15 protein-coding genes are annotated in these 19,415 nt (G+C 66.0%); 4 read left to right on the top strand and 11 right to left on the bottom strand.

All coding sequences use genetic code 11. The features are described from left to right. Position 1: 1 nt before the first annotated feature. The 4 genes from ASE89_RS10215 to ASE89_RS10200 form a co-directional block, all read right to left on the bottom strand. On the bottom strand, positions 2-2,014 hold the full coding sequence (locus ASE89_RS10215; RefSeq protein ID WP_056676990.1) for a chemotaxis protein CheA: 2,013 nt from the start codon (positions 2,012-2,014) through the stop codon (positions 2-4). Beyond that, on the bottom strand, positions 2,011-2,379 hold the full coding sequence (locus ASE89_RS10210; protein ID WP_031439694.1) for a response regulator: 369 nt from the start codon (positions 2,377-2,379) through the stop codon (positions 2,011-2,013). The genes ASE89_RS10215 and ASE89_RS10210 overlap by 4 nt, the downstream gene beginning before the upstream one ends. Beyond that, positions 2,376-2,687, bottom strand: coding sequence for an STAS domain-containing protein (locus ASE89_RS10205; RefSeq protein ID WP_082451385.1), 312 nt, complete (start codon positions 2,685-2,687; stop codon positions 2,376-2,378). The genes ASE89_RS10210 and ASE89_RS10205 overlap by 4 nt, the downstream gene beginning before the upstream one ends. Positions 2,688-2,906: 219 nt before the next feature. Next, positions 2,907-5,075 (bottom strand): methyl-accepting chemotaxis protein, encoded by a 2,169-nt coding sequence (locus ASE89_RS10200; RefSeq protein WP_056676988.1) that lies wholly within the window; start codon positions 5,073-5,075, stop codon positions 2,907-2,909. A 300-nt stretch (positions 5,076-5,375) separates the two neighbouring features. Between ASE89_RS10200 and ASE89_RS20345 the strand changes: the two genes are divergently transcribed. Together ASE89_RS20345 and ASE89_RS10195 are read left to right on the top strand one after the other, a co-directional pair. Then, complete coding sequence (locus ASE89_RS20345) at positions 5,376-5,573, top strand: hypothetical protein (protein WP_043157026.1); 198 nt, start codon at positions 5,376-5,378, stop codon at positions 5,571-5,573. Beyond that, the gene (locus tag ASE89_RS10195; RefSeq protein ID WP_056676984.1) at positions 5,570-6,229 is read left to right on the top strand and encodes a UPF0149 family protein; all 660 of its coding nucleotides are present in this window, start codon (positions 5,570-5,572) and stop codon (positions 6,227-6,229) included. The genes ASE89_RS20345 and ASE89_RS10195 overlap by 4 nt, the downstream gene beginning before the upstream one ends. 70 nt (positions 6,230-6,299) lie before the next feature. On the opposite strand, the gene ASE89_RS10190 is transcribed toward ASE89_RS10195, so the two are convergent. From ASE89_RS10190 to ASE89_RS10160, 7 genes are all read right to left on the bottom strand, one after another. Then, entirely contained in the window at positions 6,300-7,412 is a 1,113-nt protein-coding gene (locus ASE89_RS10190) for an alkene reductase (RefSeq protein ID WP_056676981.1), read from the bottom strand. Between the two features lie 333 nt (positions 7,413-7,745). Then, on the bottom strand, positions 7,746-10,088 hold the full coding sequence (locus tag ASE89_RS10185) for a xanthine dehydrogenase family protein molybdopterin-binding subunit (RefSeq protein WP_056676978.1): 2,343 nt from the start codon (positions 10,086-10,088) through the stop codon (positions 7,746-7,748). Further along, the gene (locus ASE89_RS10180) at positions 10,085-11,074 is read right to left on the bottom strand and encodes an FAD binding domain-containing protein (RefSeq protein ID WP_056676975.1); all 990 of its coding nucleotides are present in this window, start codon (positions 11,072-11,074) and stop codon (positions 10,085-10,087) included. Before ASE89_RS10180 ends, ASE89_RS10185 begins: the two co-directional genes overlap by 4 nt. Beyond that, a complete protein-coding gene (locus tag ASE89_RS10175; protein ID WP_056676972.1) occupies positions 11,071-11,601 on the bottom strand; it encodes a 2Fe-2S iron-sulfur cluster-binding protein in 531 nt (176 codons plus the stop codon). Before ASE89_RS10175 ends, ASE89_RS10180 begins: the two co-directional genes overlap by 4 nt. 188 nt (positions 11,602-11,789) lie before the next feature. Next, positions 11,790-12,233 (bottom strand): VOC family protein, encoded by a 444-nt coding sequence (locus ASE89_RS10170; RefSeq protein WP_168427624.1) that lies wholly within the window; start codon positions 12,231-12,233, stop codon positions 11,790-11,792. 189 nt (positions 12,234-12,422) lie between these two features. Next, a complete protein-coding gene (locus ASE89_RS10165; protein WP_156363405.1) occupies positions 12,423-15,458 on the bottom strand; it encodes a TonB-dependent receptor in 3,036 nt (1,011 codons plus the stop codon). Between the two features lie 212 nt (positions 15,459-15,670). Beyond that, the gene (locus tag ASE89_RS10160; RefSeq protein ID WP_031439703.1) at positions 15,671-16,417 is read right to left on the bottom strand and encodes a FadR/GntR family transcriptional regulator; all 747 of its coding nucleotides are present in this window, start codon (positions 16,415-16,417) and stop codon (positions 15,671-15,673) included. Between the two features lie 276 nt (positions 16,418-16,693). Here ASE89_RS10160 and ASE89_RS10155 point away from each other — a divergent pair, with 276 nt between their 5' ends. Both ASE89_RS10155 and ASE89_RS10150 read left to right on the top strand, forming a co-directional pair. After that, positions 16,694-18,091: a 3-keto-disaccharide hydrolase gene (locus tag ASE89_RS10155; protein WP_082451383.1), complete on the top strand. Its 1,398-nt coding sequence runs from the start codon at positions 16,694-16,696 to the stop codon at positions 18,089-18,091. A 13-nt stretch (positions 18,092-18,104) separates the two neighbouring features. Further along, positions 18,105-19,415, top strand: a complete 1,311-nt coding sequence (locus tag ASE89_RS10150; RefSeq protein ID WP_056676961.1) for a Gfo/Idh/MocA family protein — start codon at positions 18,105-18,107, stop codon at positions 19,413-19,415.

Here is a 19,415-nt window from a genome sequence, read left to right as displayed (position 1 = left end):
GTCATGCAACGGCGCGAAGCCGCTCCTCCTGATGCTGGCCCAGCGCGACGAGCTGGACGACGTCGAGGATCAGCGCGACGCCGCCATCGCCGAGGATCGTCGCGCCGGCGAAGGTCGGGACGTTGCAGTGCACCGCCGACATCGGCTTGATCACGGTCTGGTGGCTGCCGATGATCTGGTCGACCACCAGCCCGACCCGCTCGGTGCCGGTCGCGATGATGACGATCTTCTGGTGGACGCTGGGTTTCGTCCCCGTGGCGAACATTTCACGCAGCCGGACGAACGGAACGAGCCGATCGCGCAGCGTGATGAAGCTGCGCCCCCGCGAACGCAGGTCTTCCTCGAGGCTGAGTTCGATGCATTCCTCGACCACGGCGAGCGGGATGACGTAGCGACCGTCGCCGACCCGGATCAGCAGCCCGTCGATGATCGCGAGCGTCAGCGGGATTCGCAGCGACATCGCCGACCCCTGGCCCGATACGCTCGCGACCTCGATCGTACCGCGCAGGCTCTCGATCGTGCGCTTGACCACGTCCATCCCGACGCCGCGGCCCGACAGGCTGGTGATCTGTGGCGCGGTCGAGAAGCCGGGATGGAAGATCATCTGGAGCAACTCCTGGTCGCTCACGACCTGTCCTGGTTGGAGTAGCCCGTGTGCCTCGGCCTTGGCGCGCACGCGCTCGCGGTCGATCCCGTGGCCGTCGTCGCGGATCGTGATGACGACCTCGCCACCCTCCTGACGTGCGGACAGCCGCACCTGCCCGACCTCGGGCTTCCCTGCGGCAAGCCGCCGCTCGGGCGGTTCGATCCCGTGATCGCAGGCGTTGCGGATCAGGTGGATCAGCGGATCGGCGAGCCGTTCGATCACCGTCTTGTCGACCTCGGTCGTCTCGCCGTCGGTCGACAGCTCGATCGTCTTGCCGGTATCGCGCGCGATGTCGTGGACGAGGCGGCGGAAGCGGCCGAACAGCGTGGCGACGGGTACCATGCGGAGCACCATCACCGTGTCGCGCAATTCGCTTGCCAGCCGCTCGATCTCCTCGGAGATGGAGCGAAGCGCGACGTCCGTCGCATTGCTGCCGCTGCTATGCGCGAGCTGCGACAGCCGGCTCTGGACGATGACGAGTTCGCCCACCCGGTCCATCAGCAGGTCGAGGCGTTCGGCGGGTACCCGGACGCTTTCGCCGGTCTTAGGCGCGCCCCGGCCGTTCGGGGTGGTGGCCGGGTCGCGATCCTGCGCCGGTGGCATCGTGTCGACCCGTGGGGGCGGGAGCGCAGACGGCGTCGTGCCCGCGTCAGGCGGCGGCGCGGCATCCTCCACGTCGTCGCACGACGTGTCGCCGATCGCCTCGATCTGAAGGTCGAGGTCGTCGAGCACGAAGATGAAGACATCCTCGAGGTCATCCCGCGACACCGCGCCACGCACTTCGATATCCCAGCCGATATGGCATTCGGTCGGCACCAGCTCGGCAAGCGGCGGCACCTGGTCGGTCCGCGCGACGATCCGGCAGTCGCCGAGCGTGCGCAATTCATCGAGCAGCGCGAGCGGGTTGATGCCATTCTGCATCGCTTCGGGGGGCAGGCGGAGCGACAGCCGCCACCCCTGCACGACGGGCGGTGCCTCCGGCGTCGGCGCGGGCGCGCCGTCCAGCGCCGCCTGCAGCTTCGCCAGGATCGCGTCGCCTTCCGCCTTGCGGTCGGTCGCGTCGCCTTCGATCAGTGCGCGCATGTGATCCTGCGCGGACAGGATGACCGCGATCAGCTGCGGCGTGGCGGGGGTCAGGTTCTTGCGGACGCGGTCGAAGGCGGTCTCGCAGTGATGCGTGAAGCTGGCCAGCGCGTCGAAGCCGAACATCGCGCCCGAGCCCTTGAGCGTGTGCAGCCCGCGGAACACTGCGTCGATCAGCTCGTGATCGTCCAGCCGGTGACCGAGGTCGAGCAAGCCCTGCTCGACCTGTTCGAGGACTTCGCCCGCCTCGACGCGGAATGCGGCGACGGGGTCGTTCTGGCTCACCGTCCGAGGACCTTGCGCACGACCCGGATCAGCTGTTCGGGGACGAACGGCTTGACCAGCCAGCCGGTCGCGCCGGCGGCCTTGGCCTGCTGCTTCATCGCATCCTCGGATTCGGTGGTGAGGAACAGGATCGGGGTACCGCATTGCGCGGGGTTCTTGCGCAGCGCGCGGATCATCGACAGCCCGTCCATGTTGGGCATGTTAAGGTCGGTGATGATCATGTCGAAGCGGCTGCCACTGGCCTTGCTCAGGCCCTGCGCGCCGTCGGCGGCCTCGCTGACGGTGTAGCCAGCCCCGGTCAGCGCCATGCGGATGGCGACGCGTATGCTGGTGGAATCATCGACGATAAGGATGGATGCGCTCATCGCGGCAAATCTCCGTGAAACCAGAAATTCTGATCGGCTGATGGGATATCGGTGAGGAAGCCCGCGCGCTCGAGGAGCGCCGCCAGCGCGTCGTGCACCGGCATTGCAAGGCGCAGGGACTTGCCGTCGCGTTCGGCCTGACGGCGCGCCGCGTAGACGAGCTGCAAAAGGCTGACATCGGCTTCGGCAACGGCGGAGAGATCGAGTTCGATCGCGTCATGCTGCTCGAGCTGTGACGCGAGGTCCGCGGCGAACGGCACCACCGAGCTGGTCGTGACGGTGGCCGGTACAAGGATGATTTGCGCCATGCGTTCCCCCATTCTCTCCGACCGGCAGCGTCGCGCGGCCGGGTCCGCTAGTTCATTATAGACGGCGGCCAAGAGGTCCGTTCCGGACCCATCGCTTATTTTCGATCAGGTCGTCATTAACGCCGCAAGGCGACCGCGCCCGACGGCGCGATCGCCTCACCACAGCGTCAGCGGTTGCGTCTGATTACCGGCTAGGCCGCCCGTCTCAGCAATCCGCGGTCAGGCCGCCTGCGCGCCGAAAGCATCGTCGTCGGCGTCGGTGCCACCCTTGATCAGATCGAGCGCGAAGCCGTTCACGCGGGCCTGCTGGTCGGCGATCGAGTTCGGCTTTGGCCGCTTGGCCTTGGCGCTTGGCCGTGCGGCGATCGGGCTGCGCGTGCTCACCTTGCGCTGCACGGCCGGGGCCGGCCGCCGATGGCTAATATCCGCGCCGCCACCGGTCCGGAAATAAGCGATGCTGGCCTGGAGCTCCTCGGCCTGCGAGGCAAGTTCTTCCGACGTCGCGGTGATCTGTTCGGATGCACCGGCATTCTGCTGGCTGATCAGGTCGAGCTGCTGGATCGCCTCGTTGATCTGTGCCGCGCCGATATCCTGTTCGCGGCATGCCGCGCTGATCTCGGCGACGAGTTCGGCGGTGCGGCTGATGTCGGGCACCAGCTTGGTCAACATGTCGCCGGCTTCGGTCGCCGCTGCGACGGTCTGCGACGAGACCGATCCGATTTCTGCCGCCGCGACCTGACTGCGTTCCGCGAGCTTGCGGACCTCCGAGGCGACGACGGCAAAGCCGCGGCCATGTTCGCCCGCGCGCGCAGCCTCGACCGCGGCGTTCAGCGCGAGCAGATCGGTCTGGCGGGCAATCTCCTGGACGATGCCGATCTTCTCCGCGATCGTCCGCATCGCGTTGACCGCGCGCTGGACCGCGATCCCGCTGAGTTCGGCGTCCTTCGCAGACTGGCGGGCGATCTTCTCGGTCTGCGCGGCATTGTCCGCGCTCTGCTTGATGTTGGCGGCAATCTCTTCCATCGCCGAGGACGCCTCTTCGGCAGCCGCCGCCTGCTCGGTCGCGCCTTGCGAGACCTGCTCGGAACTTGCCGACAGCTCCTGGCTTCCGGCCGAGACATTGTCGGCCGCGCCGCTGGCCTTGCCGACGACGTTGCGCAGCTGCTCGATCATCCGCACCAGCGCCTGGCCAAGGACATCCTTGTCGGACATGGGCTGGTGCGACACCGCCAGATCGCCATCGGCAATCTTGTCGGCCAGATCGGCACTCACCCGCAGATTGTCGACCATCCGCACGATCGCCTGTCCAAGCGTATCCTGGTCGGACAATGGCTGATGCGCAAAGCTCAGATCACCGTCGGCGATCTTGTCGGCGAGACTGGCGCTTACCCGCAGATTGTCGACCAGCGCGTTGATGGAATCCTTCATGCGGCGGTGGTCGCCCTGGCAGGGGATCTCGACCATCTCGCGCAGGTCGCCGACGCTGGCGAGGTTCAGGACGCGATTGCCCTCCTCGATCGGCAGCAGCGTCGCGTCGAGCATCGCGTTGATCCCGCAAACCAGTCCGGCGAAATCCCCGACGAAGCGCGTCTCGTCACCGCGCTGGCCGAGTTCGCCCGCCGTCGATGCCTTGATCAACCGTTCCACCTCGCCGATGATGTCGCGCAGGTTGCGCCGCAGCGTCTCGACGGTGTCGTTGATGAACGCCTTCTTGCCGGGAAAGGCTTCGAGCGGCGCGTCGAAATTGCCTTCGCCAAACGCCTTGATGCAGGCCATCGCCTTCTTTTTCACGGCGATGTGGTTGGCGACCATGGTGTTGACGCCGCGTGCCATGGTGCCGAAGTCACCCTTGAACCGGTCGGCCGCGACGATGACGTCGATGTCGCCCTTGTCGTGCTCGGAGGACATGTGGTTCAGTTCGCTGATCAGGCCCTGCAGATTTGCGCGCAGCGTCTCGATCGTCTCGTTGATGAACGCCTTCTTGCCGGGGAAACGCTCTAGCGGGGCGGCGAAATTGCCCTCGCTGAATTCCCTGACGCAGGCCATCGCGGTTCTTTTGACCGCGATGTGGCTGCCGACCAGAAGGTTGAGCCGTTTCGCCATAAGTGCGAACGTCCCGTGAAACTCGTCGACCGGCAGCATGGCGTCGATATCGCCCTTGTCATGCGCGGCGCTCCAGTCGTCGATCCGGGCGCTCAACTGGCCAACCGGGCGCAGCGCGCGATCGAGCATCTGGTTGATCGCGCAAAGCACCGTCTGGGTCTGGCCGTTAGCGAGCGACGTATTCGCCCGCTGCGAAAAGTCACCATCGGCAAACATGCTCTCGAGGCGCGCCAATTCGGACGTGAGGACGTCTGAGGAGACGCCGCCGAGGATCTTTGCCAACATCAACGGATTCCTTTGTGCTGCATCATGTAAATCAATAGCTCAAACAACATGACGGCCATTTGCCGTCGTCTGAATCTCACATGTCACGCCGATCTGGCCGCCAATCGCGGAATCGGGGGACCGCCCATCAAGGTCAGCTTGATTATAGAGTGGTCAGGGCGGGGACGGTTTGAAGCGCACGACAATTTTCAAGATTGCGATCCGGTGCGCCGGGTGGCTGCCACCCGCACGTCGATGCGTGCCGGATCATGGACGTGGTCTGCGCCTGTAAATCCTGACCGGTTCTGCTAGTGGACGGCGATGCTCAAAATACGAACCAAGCGCCAGGGAATGGTGACGGCGCGCGCGCTCGATCGCCTCGTGGCCGTCGAGGCCTCGGTGAATGCTCTTGGCGACGAGGATCTGCTCGATCTCGCGGACATCTTCGCTGCGGGCGAGGCGACCCCGCTGCGCGAGATGGCGCAGGCCGAGATGCGCCGCCGCGCGCTCAGCCTGTGAAGCGATTCCCTTCACGCTTCCGGCGCCTCGATGGTGCGCTGGCCGATCTCGCCGTCGAGGAACCGATGTTGCTCACCGAGCTCGACGGCTTCCTCACCGGGCTGCTGATATCCCCGGAGGCGATCGCGCCGGGCGAGTGGATGACGGTGATCTGGGGAAGCGAGTCCGACCGCACGCCGCCCTTCGAGGATCCGCTCGACGTGCAATGGTTCGCCGATGCGGTGGCGGCACGGCGTGATGAGATTGCGCGCGACCTTGCCCGCGGCAAGCTTCAGCCGATCTTCGACGTCGATGAGCGCGACGGTGAAGTTCTGTGGGAATATTGGATCGACGGCCTGACCGATGCGGTCGCGCTCCGCCCCGAGGCCTGGGATGCGCTGGCCGACGACCCCGCAAGGGCGGCCCCGTGGTCGCAGCTGGCAACGCTGATCGCGGTCGCAGGCAATGAGAGCGACCTCGACAGCGTTGAGATCAACGCGCTTCAGGACCGGGCGCCGGCCGAACTGACCGACGCCGTTCAGCGCCTGTACGCAGCGCAGGTGAGCGTCGCCGGTCCGTCGTCACCCGACGTATCGGCGACGACGGCATCGAAAGTCGGCCGCAACGATCTGTGCCCTTGTGGTTCGGGGAAAAAGCACAAGCGTTGCTGTGGCTGATCGGGGACGTGGGCGGCACGATGCGTGCCTGCCCCGCGTCCCCTCGGGCAACTCCAGACGCTCTGCCGGATTATGAGAGCTCGATCTTCCCGTTCATGCCGGGCCAGTCCGAATAGCCGACGGCGCCGCCGCCATACCAATATTGCTTTGGCGCCTCGGCCAGCGGTGCTCCGGTGCGCAGCCGGTCGACGAGATCGGGATTGGCGAGGAAGGGGCGACCAAAGCTGAACAGGTCGGCATTGCCTTCCGCCAGCGTCTTTTCGGCAAGCTCCAGCGTATACTGGTTGTTGGCGATGTACGCGCCCGAGAAACGCTTGCGCAGCGCCTGGAAGTCGACGCCGTCCGGCACGTCGCGCGTCTGCTGGGTCACGCCTTCGATATCGTGGATGTACAGCAGCCCGATCTCCGACAGGGCATCGACAAACGTGTCGAAGGTCCGCCCGACCTGGCTGTCGAGCGGCGTCTTGCCGGGCTCGGTCGTGGCGGGCGAGATGCGGATCCCGACGCGGTTTGCACCCCAGACATCGACCACGGTGCGCACCACGTCGAGCGGGAAGCGCAGCCGGTTCTCGATCGAGCCGCCATAGACGTCGCTGCGCTGGTTGGTGCTGTCGCGGATGAACTGTTCGAGCAGATAGTTGTTCGCGGCATGGACCTCGACGCCGTCAAAACCCGCGGCCTTCGCCTGTTCGGCAGCGCGGCGGTAATCCTCGACGATCGCGGGGATCTCGTCCGTCTCCAGCGCGCGTGGGGTGACGAAATCCTTCATCCCGTCATTCGTGAAGGCCTGGCCCTCCGCCTTGATCGCGGACGGCGCGACGGGGAGCGCACCATCGTGGAGATCGGGGTGCGAGATGCGGCCGGTGTGCCACAGCTGAAGGAAGATCGCCCCGCCACGCCGGTGGACGGCCTCGACGATCGGCGTCCATGCGGCGACCTGCGCGTCCGACCAGATGCCGGGCGTCATCGCATAGCCGCGCGCCTGCGACGAGATGTTGGTCGCTTCGCTGATGATGAGGCCGGCATCGGCACGCTGCGCATAATAGTCGGCGGCAAAGTCGGGCGGGACACCGTCGTCATTCGAGCGGCTGCGCGTCAGCGGCGCCATGACGATACGGTTCTGCAGTCGCAGGTCGCCGATCTTGACGGGCTGCAGGACGGGGCTGTCGGTCTGGTCGGACATGATCTGATCTTCCGTGGGAGTGGGGAGTAGCGGGGGCAGCAAGCTGTAACGCGCGAGCAGCCGCTAGATCCCGGCGCGGCGGCGAGGAGGGGCGTCGTCGCGGCAGAATGGGACGACCTTCCGGATCCGGTGGCGAGAAACGGGCGCGAGTGTCGATGCTCGACCCCGACGGGATTTAGGCGATCACGGGCGGCTGCCGCTGCGGAGGCATCCGAAATTGCGTCACGAAGGCGCTCGAGGCCGCAAACGGTTCGAAACGCGGCGGCGGGACCGCACAGCGCCGGTCGGCGACTGCCCGACCGGCGCGTGTCGCGCTTCCCCTATAGGGCTACCCTATAGCAGCTTGTCGAGGGTGATCGGCAGATCGCGGACGCGCTTGCCGGTGGCGTTGTAGACCGCATTGGCGACCGCCGCCGCGACGCCGGTGATGCCGATCTCGCCGATCCCGTGCGCACCCATCGGTGTGCGGGGATCGGCGATATCGGTCCAGATGACGTCGATCTCCGGAACGTCGAGGTGCACGGGGATGTGGTATTCGGCGAGGCTTGGGTTCATGATCCGGCCATTGCGTTCGTCGAACTGCGTCTCTTCCATCAACGCCATGCCCAGCCCCATGATGATCCCGCCGCGAAACTGGCTCTTCGCCGTCTTGGGATTGAGGATGCGCCCGCAGTCGAACGATCCGAGGATGCGGCTGACGCGTGTCTCACCGGTAACCGCATTGACCCGCACCTCGCAGAAGATCGCGCTGTGCGAGTGCATCGACCAGTGCATCAGTTCGAGCGGCTGCGATGCCGCGGCGGTGACGGTGACGCTGTCGCGCTGCGCACGCGTCAGGATCGAGGCGTAGCTTTCCCGCTGCGTCGGATCATCGATCTTCGCCAGCCCGCCATCCTCGCTGCCGACCGTATCCGCCGACAGCCCCGCAAGGGGCGAGTCGTTGCCGGCCAGCTTGAGCAGCTCGGCGACCAGCGCGTTATGCGCCGCGATGACGGCCGCACCGATCGCCGCGGTCTGCTGCGATCCCCCCGCCATGATCGCGCCCGGGATCGAGGAGTCGCCGTAGCCGACCTCGACCTGATCGAGCGACAGACCGAGACGCTCCGCGCCGACGATCGCGGTGGTGGTCGAGGTTCCCATGCCCATTTCTGCCGCCGCGACCTCGATCAACGCGCGCACGGCATCGCCCTCACGCGTGAGGGTGATACGCGCCTGTGCGCCGGGCATCCGGTAATAGGGATAGGTCCCGGTCGCGCAGCCCATTCCGATCTGCCATTCGCCATCGCGGCGCGTGGCCGGTTCGACACTGCGATCCGCCCAGCCGAAATGATCCGCACCGTTGCGCCACGCCTCGACGATATGGCGCGACGAGAAGGCAAGCCCCGACGTCGGGTCCTTGTCCGGCTCGTTCAGGATCCGCAGCTCGACCGGGTCCATGCCCAGGTTGACCGCGAGTTCGTCGACCGCGCATTCCAGCGCGAAGGTACCGACCGCCTCGCCCGGTGCGCGCATGAAGGTATTGGCCAGCATGTTCATCCGCGCGATATCGACCTGCAGGCTGATATTGGGGCAGGCATAGGCGGCGCGCGTGCCGAGGATGAACGGCTCGGGCATGTTGTTGTGCGGCGTCATGATCGACAGACCGGTGTGGACCAGTGCGTCGAAGCGGCCGTCCGCGGTCGCGCCGATCGCCACCCGCTGCTCGGTGAGCGATCGCCCGCCGACGACGCGGTACACGCCCTCGCGCGACAGCGTGATCCGCACCGGACGGCCTGCCAGCTTCGCCGCGGCGGCACCGATGATCTGGTGATCCCACAAGCCTTTGCAGCCAAAACCCCCGCCGACATAGGGCGAGGTCAACCGGACCTTGTCGGGCTTGAGATCGAAGACCTCGCCGATCGTCTGCGCCTGTGCGGTGACCATCTGGCTCGCGTCGTGAATCACCAGCGCGCCGTCGATCCATGCGATCGTCGCGGCATGCGGTTCGATCGGGTTGTGGTTGTGGCGCGGGGTGCGATAGAGCTGATCGACGACATGCGGCGCGGTGGCGAGCGCGGCGTCGGCATCGCCGATCCGGTTGTGCAGCGGCTGGCCCATGAACAGGCCCGGTTCGCGACCGTTCGCTTTCGCGTCCTCGAGGCTGGTCGTCGATGGCTCCGCGGCATAGGTGAAGCCGAGCAGCGAGGCGGCATGGTCGGCCTGCTCCTGCGTCTCCGCTAGGACGCAGGCAATCGGCTGCCCGTTCCAGTGGATACGGTCGTCCTGCAGGATCGGCAGGTCGGCGGGGCCCACCGCGGTCGGGGACGAGCCGAACACGCCCGGTGTGTTCATCCGTGGCGCGTTGAGGTGGGTCATCACCAGGACGACACCCGGCGCGGCTTCCGCGGCCGCGCTGTCGATCGCCGTGATCCGACCGCGCGGGATCGTCGCATAGGCGAGTGCCGCATAGGCCATGTCGTCGAAGCGGAATTCCGCTGCGAAGCCTGCCTCGCCCTTGACCTTCAGCGCGCCGTCGCGCCGCGATACCGGTGTGCCGATCAGCCCGTGCTTGTGCGCGATCAGCGGATCGGGCCGGCCGCCGGGGATCCAGCTGTCGGCTGCCAGCGGAACGAGCTTCTCCATCGCGCCCTGCATCAGGCCCTGCGCCGCCTGCTTTGCGGTATCGATGATGCTCATGCCACGTCTCCCTTCGCCAGCTCGGCCAGCACCGCGGCCAGCGTTCGCTTCGCCAATTCAGGCTTGAACGCATTGTCGCGAAGCGGCCGCGCATTGGCGAACTCCGCGGCTGCGGCCGCCCGGAAGGCGGCCTCGCTGGCCAATTGACCGCGCAGCGCGGCCTCTGCCTTGGTCGCGCGCCATGGCTTGTGCGCGACGCCGCCGAACGCGATTCGGACGTCGGCGATCCGGTCGCCGTCCATCTCGATCGCCGCGGCGACCGAGATCAGCGCGAAGGCATAGCTCGCCCGGTCGCGCACCTTGCGATAGGTCGATCGGGCCGCAAAGCCGAGCGGCGGCAGTTCGATCGCCGTGATCAGCTCGCCCGCCGCCAGCACGGTGTCGAGGTCGGGCCGATCGCCGGGCAGGCGGTGCAGCTCGCCAAAGGGCAGCGTCCGCGCGCCGTCGCGTCCTTCGATATGCACGACAGCGTCGAGCGCGGTCAGTGCAACGCACATGTCGGAGGGATGCGTCGCGACGCAGGCATCGGACGCGCCGAGAATCGCGTGGATTCGGTTGAACCCCTCACGGGCATCGCACCCCGTACCGGGCGCGCGCTTGTTGCAGTGCGATCCGTCGGTGTCATAGAAATAGGTACAGCGTGTACGCTGCAGCAGGTTGCCGCCGACCGTCGCCATGTTGCGGATCTGCGCGGATGCCCCCGCGAGGATCGCGCGCGACAGCATCGGATAGCGCGTCCGCAAGCCGTGATGCTCGGCGACCGCGGTGTTGGTGGCGGCCGCGCCGATCAGCAGTCCGCCCTCTGCCGTCTCGGTGACTGCGGCGGACAGGCGGGTCACGTCGACCAATGTCTCGTGGCGGGCGACGGTCTCACGCATCAGGTCGACGATATTGGTGCCGCCGCCGAGAAAGGCCGCGGTCTCGCCCGCACCCAGTCGTACGGCATCGTTCACGGTATCGGCGCGCAGGTAGGTGAAGGGAGTCATGCCGCCATCTCCGCGCTCGTCTCGGCGGTCGGCGCTGGCGCGATCGTCGCCTGGATCGCATCGATGATGCCGTTATGCGCGCCGCAGCGGCATAGATTGCCGCTCATCCGTTCCTGGATCTCGTCGCGGGTCAGGATCACGTCGGCGGCGAGGTCGGCGCTGACATGGCTCGGCACGCCACGGCGGGCCTCCGCGGCCATGCCGATCGCGGAACAGATCTGCCCGGGCGTGCAATAGCCGCACTGGAAACCGTCATGCTCGATGAACGCTGCCTGCAACGGATGGAGCGTCGCGGCCTCGGCGAGGCCCTCGATCGTCGTGATCTGACGCCCGTCATACTGGACCGCCAGCGCGAGGCAGGACAGGATCCGCTCGCCATCGACCAGCACCGTGCAGGCCCCGCACGCGCCCTGATTGCAACCCTTTTTGGTGCCCGTCAGGTGAAGCGTCTCCCGGAGGTGATCGAGCAGCGAGATACGGGAATCCGCCGGTCCCGGGACGGCGTTTCCATTGACAACGAACGACATGGCGATCTCTCCTGTGGCGCACCGCGCCGAGGGGCAGCGTACACCAGTTTATGTGTCGTGCTGATGTCTTTCAGGGGCCGGGGTGCAGCGCAAATCCAAAAAGACCAAACAGCGGGCTTGGCTCTCCGGTAAGGCAGGCGGCCAAGAGAGGCGCCGCTCGATAACCTCGGTCTCGATCGGCTGCCAAGTCATTGTGGCGCAGCGCCGCGCGCGTCCCCGATCTCCAGCCAATAGCCATCGGGATCCTGCGCATAGATCTGGCGGACGCCGTCGAACCGGAGCTGCATCGTGTGCGGTGTGCCCGCAAGGTCGGTCCAGACGCGTCCGTGCTGGTCCAGCCAGGCAATGACGGTAGCGAGATCGTCGACGTGCAGCGCCAGATGCTCGTTCCGGTTCGAGGGTTTCGGCGCCGTACGACCGTCGAGAATGTGGAGTGCGAGGCCGTTGCCCAGATCGAGCCAGCGGCGGTTCTTGAGCGGCGTCGGGATGATCCGCAAGCCGAAGGCCTCGTGGTAGAAGGTCGCGCTACGATCGATGTTCGCTGCCTGGATCGCGACATGCTCGGCGGTCGCCGCGGGCGCCGCTGTCGTTTGCAACGCTGCAAGGGCTAGAAGAATGGATGGCACGATCATGAGGCCTGATCCCTGAAATATGTGGTCAGCGCGTGTGTGACGATGAAGGCCCGGACCCATGCGGCGCACCGTCTGCGCCGTAGTCCAATAAAGAACCGGGTGCGCCGCACGTGACGTGCAGCGCACCCGGAGATCGGGTCGACATCGGCAAGGGGGGCGGCACCGATATCGACCAGAACCGTGAAGTCCTCAGAACTGGAAATTGACCGCGAGCGCGTAGGTGCGGCCGAAATAGGACGTGTAGAGCGGGTCCTGACGCACCGTGTCGACGGTCAGGCGATTGGTTTCGTCCGTGATGTTCGATACTTCGGCGATCAACTTGATATGCTCGTTGAGGTTGTACGAGGCCGATGCGTCGACGAAGATCGAACTCGCATTTGCGGTCGAATCCGCGTCGACCGAGCCGCTGGGGACGGCGGTCAGGAAGGCCGCGCGATAGTTGACCGTCGAGCGGATGCTGAACTTGTCGTCTTCGTAATAGAGCGTGCCGCTTGCCGTTTCGGGCGACAGCCCGACCAGCGGCGCGGTCCGGGACAGCGTCGGCGAGATGACGTAGTTGATGTTCGACCGGACCCGCGTGAAGTTGCCGAGCGCGCCGAAATTCCGCAGCACGCCGGGCAGGAAGGTGAAGGGCAGCTGGACGTTGACCTCGAACCCGCGCAGCGGCCCGCCCTCCGTATTGTTGCTGCGCTGGACGGTGAACACGTCGGTCGGGCGCAACTGCGTTCCGTTGAGCAGCGTCAGCGGCAGGCCGATATCCTGGAACGCGACCGCCTGGCTGGTCGTCTGGATATAGCTTTCGATATTCTTGTAGAAATACGCGACCGAGATCAGCGAGCCCTTGGCGAAATACCATTCGAGCGCCGCGTCGAACGTGTTGGCACGGATCGGTTCGAGGAAGGGATTGCTGAAGGTTGCGGTCTGGATGACGAGATTCGCGGAGCCTGCGGGGATCAGCTGCCCATAGGCTGGACGCGACATCACGCGCGCGACCGAGGCGCGCGCGATCAGCTCGGGCGTGATGTCGAGCGCGAGGTTCGCCGACGGCAGCCAGTCGTCATAGCTGCGGCCGACCTCTGATATCACGAACCGCGAGGGATAGAGCGACCCCGCGGGCGCTGCCGAGGTGATCGGGCCATAGGTGTCGAGCTTGGTATGGACGTATCGTACGCCCGCGTCACCGCGCAGCGCGAAGGGCAGCGAATTGGCGGTGTTGAACTTCACCATCGCATAGCCCGAGGCATATTTCTCATCGACGCCGCCATATGTGCCCTTGGCGCATTCGAGGCTGCAATAGACATAGTTGTCGAGCCCGACCGCGTCGCGGAACTTCTCGGGATCGATCGAGACGAAATCCTGCAACAGCCCGTCCAGGTTGCTGCCGATGCCAGTCGTCACGGTGGTGAGGCTGGCGAGCGTCACGCCCGACGGCAAGGCAAGCGGCGTGTTGGTGGCGAGCTGCCGCTCACGCGCGGTATATTTGTTGGTGCGATACTGGCCGCCGATCTGCAGCGTGAAGTCGGGTGCGGCCTCCCATTCGCCGTTGAGTTCGAAGGTCTTGCTCGTGATCGTGTTGCGACGGATGAAATTCGACAGCTGGCCGCGCTGGTCGCCGTTGGCGAGCGGCGGGCCATATTGGAAGAGCGCGGGATTGGTCGTGTCGATCCCGTAGCCGATCTTCGGAATGTCGGGATTGTCGCGGAAGTCGATCGAGAAGTCGCGCGTGTCGTTGGCATCGATTGCGACCTGTAGGCGGTCGACGTCGAGCCGCGACTGGTTGATGCCGGCCAGACCATAGACCCGGACGGTGTCGGAGAAGCGGTGGTCGAGGTTCAGATTGACCTGGCGATAGGTCGAGGTGAACTTCTCCTGCTGCATCTCCGACCGCAGATCGACGCCGTCGAACAGCCCGTGGATCAGCGACCCATTGTCATCGACCTCGATCTCGCGGACCGACGTCAGCGGCTGGCCGTTGTTCGAGATCGCGCGCCCGAACGAGCGTGCATCGAAATAGGTGTCGAGCCGATCCACCTTGAACCGCGAATACAGCCCGTCGAGCGAGATGTCGGTATTGTCGCCAGGCTTCCATTGCAGCGTCAGCGTGCCCGCGAGACGCTGCTGTTCCTGGTCGCTTTTCGCCGGTCGCGGCAGGCGGGGGAGATAGACGCCGCCGCCCGGGCGACCGTTCACCCCGGTTCGGCTCATGACATAATCATAGGCCGCCGCCGTGCTCGTGCGCGGATTTCCGGTGCTGCAATTATTGGCGTCTGCGCCGATCGGCGTGCCGTTCGGCTGGGCGTAGCCGGCGGTCGGACTGTTCGTCGCGGCCCCGCGAAAGCTGTAGCCGACCGGGGTGCAGAAGGGGAAGATCACGCCGGCATTCGCGGTGCCCGCAGGCTGCGCCTGGCCATAGACCGTGGTCGGCACGACATCGGCCGCCGAATAGGCATATTCGGCGATATGGCGCTTTGAATAGGCGATGCTGCCGAGGATGCCGAACGTGTCGCCGAACTGCTTGGAGACCAGCGCGGACAGGCGCGGATCGGCCTTCTTGCTGATGTCGTTGTAGATGCCGCGCGCGGTGCCGGTGAGCACGAAGCTCTTCTTCTGGTCGAACGGCTTGGGCGCGCGCAGGTCGACCGTCGCGCCGAGCGAGCCCTCCTCGACATCCGCCGACAGCGTCTTGCGGACCGACAGTGCTGAGAAGATTTCGGTCGGGAAGGTCACGAAGTCGAACGAACGGCCGGTCGCGACGCCGCCGCGAATGTCGGTGCCGCTGACCTGCGACACACCTTCCATGCCGTTGATGCGGACGCGCGTGAACTGCGCGCCGAGGCCGCGGACCGAGATGTTGCGGCCCTCGCCGCCGTCACCGCGCGACAGCGCGACGCCGGGGATGCGCTGCATCGACTCGGCGAGGTTGGAATCGGGGAACTTGCCGATATCCTCTGCGACGATGCTGTCGATCGCTGCGGTCTCGTTACGCTTCTGGTTGAGTGCGTTGTTCAGCGAGGCGCGGAACCCGGTCACGACGATATCGGCGTTTTCCGGCTCGGACGTTGCCTGGGTCGGGTCGACGGGATCGGGTGAACTCGTCTGGCTGTCTGCTGGTTGCGGCACCTGGCTGCCCGCGGTTCGCTGGGCCATGGCCGGCGCGGCGATCAACAGACCAATGACGCTCGTCGAGATAAGCAGCATGCGCTTATCGAAGCTCTTGTGGCTCAAGGACCCTCTCCCGATAGGCCGGTCGCGCTGAGTCGGCGCGGCCCGACATTTTGCCGCCCCAGTTTTCTAGGGTCGACGTAGGTCGTCAGGTATCAGGGCCGCAGAAATATGACAATATGGAATCATTTGGTCAGGCAATTAGTTTGACCAATATTTTGAGGCGCATCCGTAACCGCGATTTGACAGCATGCACCTCTAGACGCGGGGGCGGGTCAGACCGAGCGACGGGCCAGGGCACGGCGGCGCTGGACGGTCGCAGCCCGCGCGCGTTCGACCGCTTCGGTCTCGGTGACGTCGAGCAGGTGGTCGATCACACGCGCAAGGTGATCGCGCATCGCGTTGCGCGCGTCGACCGGCGAGCGGGCCTCCAGCGCGGTCAGGATCCGGCCGTGTTCGGCCATGCGGTTCTCCGTGCCGAGGCTTCCCGCCTTCGCCAGAACCTCGCGCGCGAGTGGCGAGCGGAAGCGCATGTCCCAGAAGTCGGCCACCGCGGAGATGATCACCGCATTGCCGGTCGCCTCGGCGATCGCGATGTGGAACCGGCGATCCGCGTCCTCTGCCGCGATCGTGTCGTCCTGATCCATCTGCGCCAGCAGACCGCGTAGCTCGACGAGCTGCTCCTCGGTGATCTCGGTCGCGGCGACCGCAGCGACCTCACCTTCGAGCAGGCGGCGCGCCTCGGTGATCTCGAATGCGCCGATATCGAGTTCCTGCTCCGAGTCGTTCGATGACGATGCCAGCACGAACACGCCCGAGCCCTTGCGGGCCTCGACCATGCCCTTCATCTCGAGCGCTATCATCGCCTCGCGGATCGTCGGGCGACTGACCTGGAACCGCTCCGTCAGATCGCGTTCGGCGGGCAGGCGACCGCCGACCTGAAACACGCCGTCCGCAATGTCCGTCATGATCGCCTGCACGATCTTGCGGTAGAGTTTACCGCCGCCTTCAGCGTCCTGCATTGCATTCCTCGTTCGATCGACGGCAGCCTGAACAGCGGCGCCGTCCCCTACATCGCGCGGACACCGGCATCGTCAAGTCCGGTAAGCCCCGAACCAGCGGAAACTTCGATAAAATGCCTTACAATCTGTTTGCATGTGGCCCGACCACAAATTAGGGTTGGTTTTGGAGAGACGTACGGCAGCGACATGTCGGCGGTGGAACGATGCGAGACGACCGGACCTGTCCGGATAGGGCTGCCCAGCCCGTGTTCGCAGAAAAGAGAAAAGGGGAGGCGAATGGTTCGAGCACTCGCAATTCTGACCTTGGCGGCCGCACCGTTGCTGCTGCAGGCGTCGGTCGACGCGGCCCCTGCGTCTCAATCCTCCACAGATCAGGCAAAAGCGCCGTGGCGCGACGTGACCCCGCGCGCGGGGCTGGCCGGCTGGCGCGCGACCGGGGGCAACGCGACCTACGCGTTCGAAAATGGCGAGCTGATCGGGCGCGCGGAGCCCGGCAAGACGAATAGCTGGCTCGTGTCCGAGGCGCAGTATGGCGACTTCATCGTCGAATTCGACGCGAAGACCGATCCTGCGCTCAATTCGGGGATGATGATCCGCGGACAGAGCCGGCCCGATTATCGCAATGGCGTCGTGCACGGCTACCAGGTCGAGATCGATCCGTCGGCGCGCGCGTGGAGCGCGGGCATGTACGACGAACAGCGCCGGCAATGGCTGTACACGCTCGGCCGCAACGCGCCCGCGCGGCAGACCTTCCGCTCGGGCGGCTGGAACCACTACCGTGTCGAGGCGATCGGCACGCGGCTGCGCAGCTGGATCAACGGCGTGCCCGCGACCGATACCGTCGACGATGTCGATGCGCGCGGCTTCATCGCGTTCCAGGTCCATGCGATCCCCGACGCGGACGCCGCGCGGCACCCCGAGGTGCGGTTCCGCAACGTCCGCGTGATCACCGATGCGCCGGCGCGCTACGCGATGCCCGCGACCGCGCTGCCGCAGCAGGGCTGGCTGAGCAATAAGCTGTCCGCCGAGGAGCAGCGCGCGGGCTGGAAGCTGCTGTGGGACGGCAAGACGGGTGCCGGCTGGCGCAGCGCGAAGGGGACCGCGTTTCCGACGACGGGCTGGACGATGGCCGGCGGCGTGCTGCGCGTGGACGGTGGCGGCGGCGACATCGTCACGACGCGCGAGTATCGCGATTTCGAGCTGTCGGTCGATTTCAAGCTGGCACCCGGCGCGAACAGCGGGATCAAGTATTTCGTCGATGCCGGCCTGCTGAAGCGCAAGGGCGAGGCACTCGGGCTGGAATATCAGCTGCTCGACGATGCGCGGCATCCCGATGCGAAGATGGGCCGCGACGGCAATCGGACGCTTGGCTCGCTCTACGATCTGATCGCGGCGAAGAACCTGTCCGACCCGGCAAGCCCGGGCAAGCGGATCAATCCGCCGGGCGAATGGAACCGGGCGGTGATCGTGGTGCGCGGCGCGCGTGTCGAGCACTGGCTGAACGGCTTCAAGATGGTCGAGTACGACCGCGGGTCGCCGGCATTCCGCGCGCTGGTGGCGCAAAGCAAATATGCCGGCACCGCCGGGTTCGGCGAGGCCGTGCAGGGGCCGATCCTGCTTCAGGATCATGGCGACCGGGTCGAGTTCCGGTCGATCAAGCTGCGTACACTCTAAGGGGGATCAAGCGATGGACCGTCGGACGATGATAAAGGGCGCGGGCGCGACGCTGGGCATGGCGATGACCGCGCGCAGCTATGCACGGATCAAGGGCGCGAACGACCGGCTGAGCGTCGCGATCGTCGGCGTGAACAGCCGCGGCCAGGCGCATATAAGCGCGTTCACCAAGGTCCCGAACGTCGAGGTCACGCATTTCTGCGACGTCGACTCGGCGGTGCTGGCCAAGCGCGCGGCGGCCTTTGCCGCGAAGGGCCATGCCGCGCCGCGGACCGAAGGCGATTATCGAAAGTTGCTCGACAACAAGGCGATCGACATCATCACCGTCGCGACGCCCGATCACTGGCACGCCAAGCTGGCGGTCGACGGGATGAAGTCGGGCCATCACGTCTATTGCGAGAAGCCGATCGGCATCGCGCCCGCCGAGGGCGAGGCGATGATCGCCGCGCAGAAGAGCACGGGGCGCCAGCTCCAGGTCGGCAACCAGCAGCGGTCGAGCCCCGAGACCCGGCAGCTGCTCGCGCTCGTCCAGGCGGGCGAGCTGGGCGACGTGTACGAGGCGCAGACCTGGTACGCCAATAATCGCGGATCGATCGGCAAGGGGCAGCAGGTCGCACCACCCGCGACGCTCGACTGGGACATGTGGCAGGGCCCGCGCCCGCGCGCGGCCTATCGGTCGAACCTGGTGCCGTATAACTGGCACTGGTTCTGGCAATATGGGACGGGCGAGCTGTGCAACAACGCGATGCACGAACTCGACGTCGCGCGCTGGCTGATGGGCCTGACCTATCCGACGAAGGTCGAGGCGAAGGGGGCCAAGCGCTTCCACGCGGGCGACGACTGGGAGATGTACGACTCGCTGTCGCTCGACCTGAACTACGACGACGACCGGGTGATCCGCTGGAACGGGCAGAGCTGCAACGCGATGCAGACCTATGGCCGCGGCCGCGGCGTGCTGCTGCTCGGCACCAGGGGATCGGCCGTGGTCGATCGCAACGGGTTCGAACTCTATGATCTGGCGGGCAAGTCGATCCGGCAGGTGATGGCCAAGGCGACCTCGGAAACGACCGGCACGGTCGGCGAGGGGGTGCTCGACGTCTATCACGCGAACAATTTCGTCGACGTGATCCGCGGCAAGGCCGCCACGCTCAACTCGCCGATCACCGAGGGGCATATCAGCACGACGCTCTGCCATCTGGGTAACATGGCCTATCGCACCAACAGCGTGCTGACCGTCGATCCCGCAACCGGCAAGCCGAGCAACGCCGAGGCGATGAAGCTGTGGTCGGTCGCCTATGAACCCGGCTGGGAGGTCAAGGCCTGA

Origin of the sequence: Sphingomonas sp. Leaf30 (assembly GCF_001422525.1) — a bacterium.
GTDB lineage: Bacteria > Pseudomonadota > Alphaproteobacteria > Sphingomonadales > Sphingomonadaceae > Sphingomonas > Sphingomonas aerolata.
This window is presented reverse-complemented; position numbering and strand designations above follow the sequence as displayed.

Excerpts from the sequence above, each read along its gene's own strand:
- ASE89_RS10175 (WP_056676972.1), bottom strand. The coding sequence starts at position 11,601 with ATGTCGTTCGTTGTCAATGGAAACGCCGTCCCGGGACCGGCGGATTCC.
- ASE89_RS10170 (WP_168427624.1), bottom strand. The coding sequence starts at position 12,233 with ATGATCGTGCCATCCATTCTTCTAGCCCTTGCAGCGTTGCAAACGACA.
- ASE89_RS10185 (WP_056676978.1), bottom strand. The coding sequence starts at position 10,088 with ATGAGCATCATCGATACCGCAAAGCAGGCGGCGCAGGGCCTGATGCAG.
- ASE89_RS10210 (WP_031439694.1), bottom strand. The coding sequence starts at position 2,379 with ATGAGCGCATCCATCCTTATCGTCGATGATTCCACCAGCATACGCGTC.
- ASE89_RS10190 (WP_056676981.1), bottom strand. The coding sequence starts at position 7,412 with ATGTCCGACCAGACCGACAGCCCCGTCCTGCAGCCCGTCAAGATCGGC.
- ASE89_RS10180 (WP_056676975.1), bottom strand. The coding sequence starts at position 11,074 with ATGACTCCCTTCACCTACCTGCGCGCCGATACCGTGAACGATGCCGTA.
- ASE89_RS10150 (WP_056676961.1), top strand. The coding sequence starts at position 18,105 with ATGGACCGTCGGACGATGATAAAGGGCGCGGGCGCGACGCTGGGCATG.
- ASE89_RS10205 (WP_082451385.1), bottom strand. The coding sequence starts at position 2,687 with ATGGCGCAAATCATCCTTGTACCGGCCACCGTCACGACCAGCTCGGTG.
- ASE89_RS20345 (WP_043157026.1), top strand. The coding sequence starts at position 5,376 with ATGCTCAAAATACGAACCAAGCGCCAGGGAATGGTGACGGCGCGCGCG.
- ASE89_RS10160 (WP_031439703.1), bottom strand. The coding sequence starts at position 16,417 with ATGCAGGACGCTGAAGGCGGCGGTAAACTCTACCGCAAGATCGTGCAG.
- ASE89_RS10200 (WP_056676988.1), bottom strand. The coding sequence starts at position 5,075 with ATGTTGGCAAAGATCCTCGGCGGCGTCTCCTCAGACGTCCTCACGTCC.
- ASE89_RS10155 (WP_082451383.1), top strand. The coding sequence starts at position 16,694 with ATGGTTCGAGCACTCGCAATTCTGACCTTGGCGGCCGCACCGTTGCTG.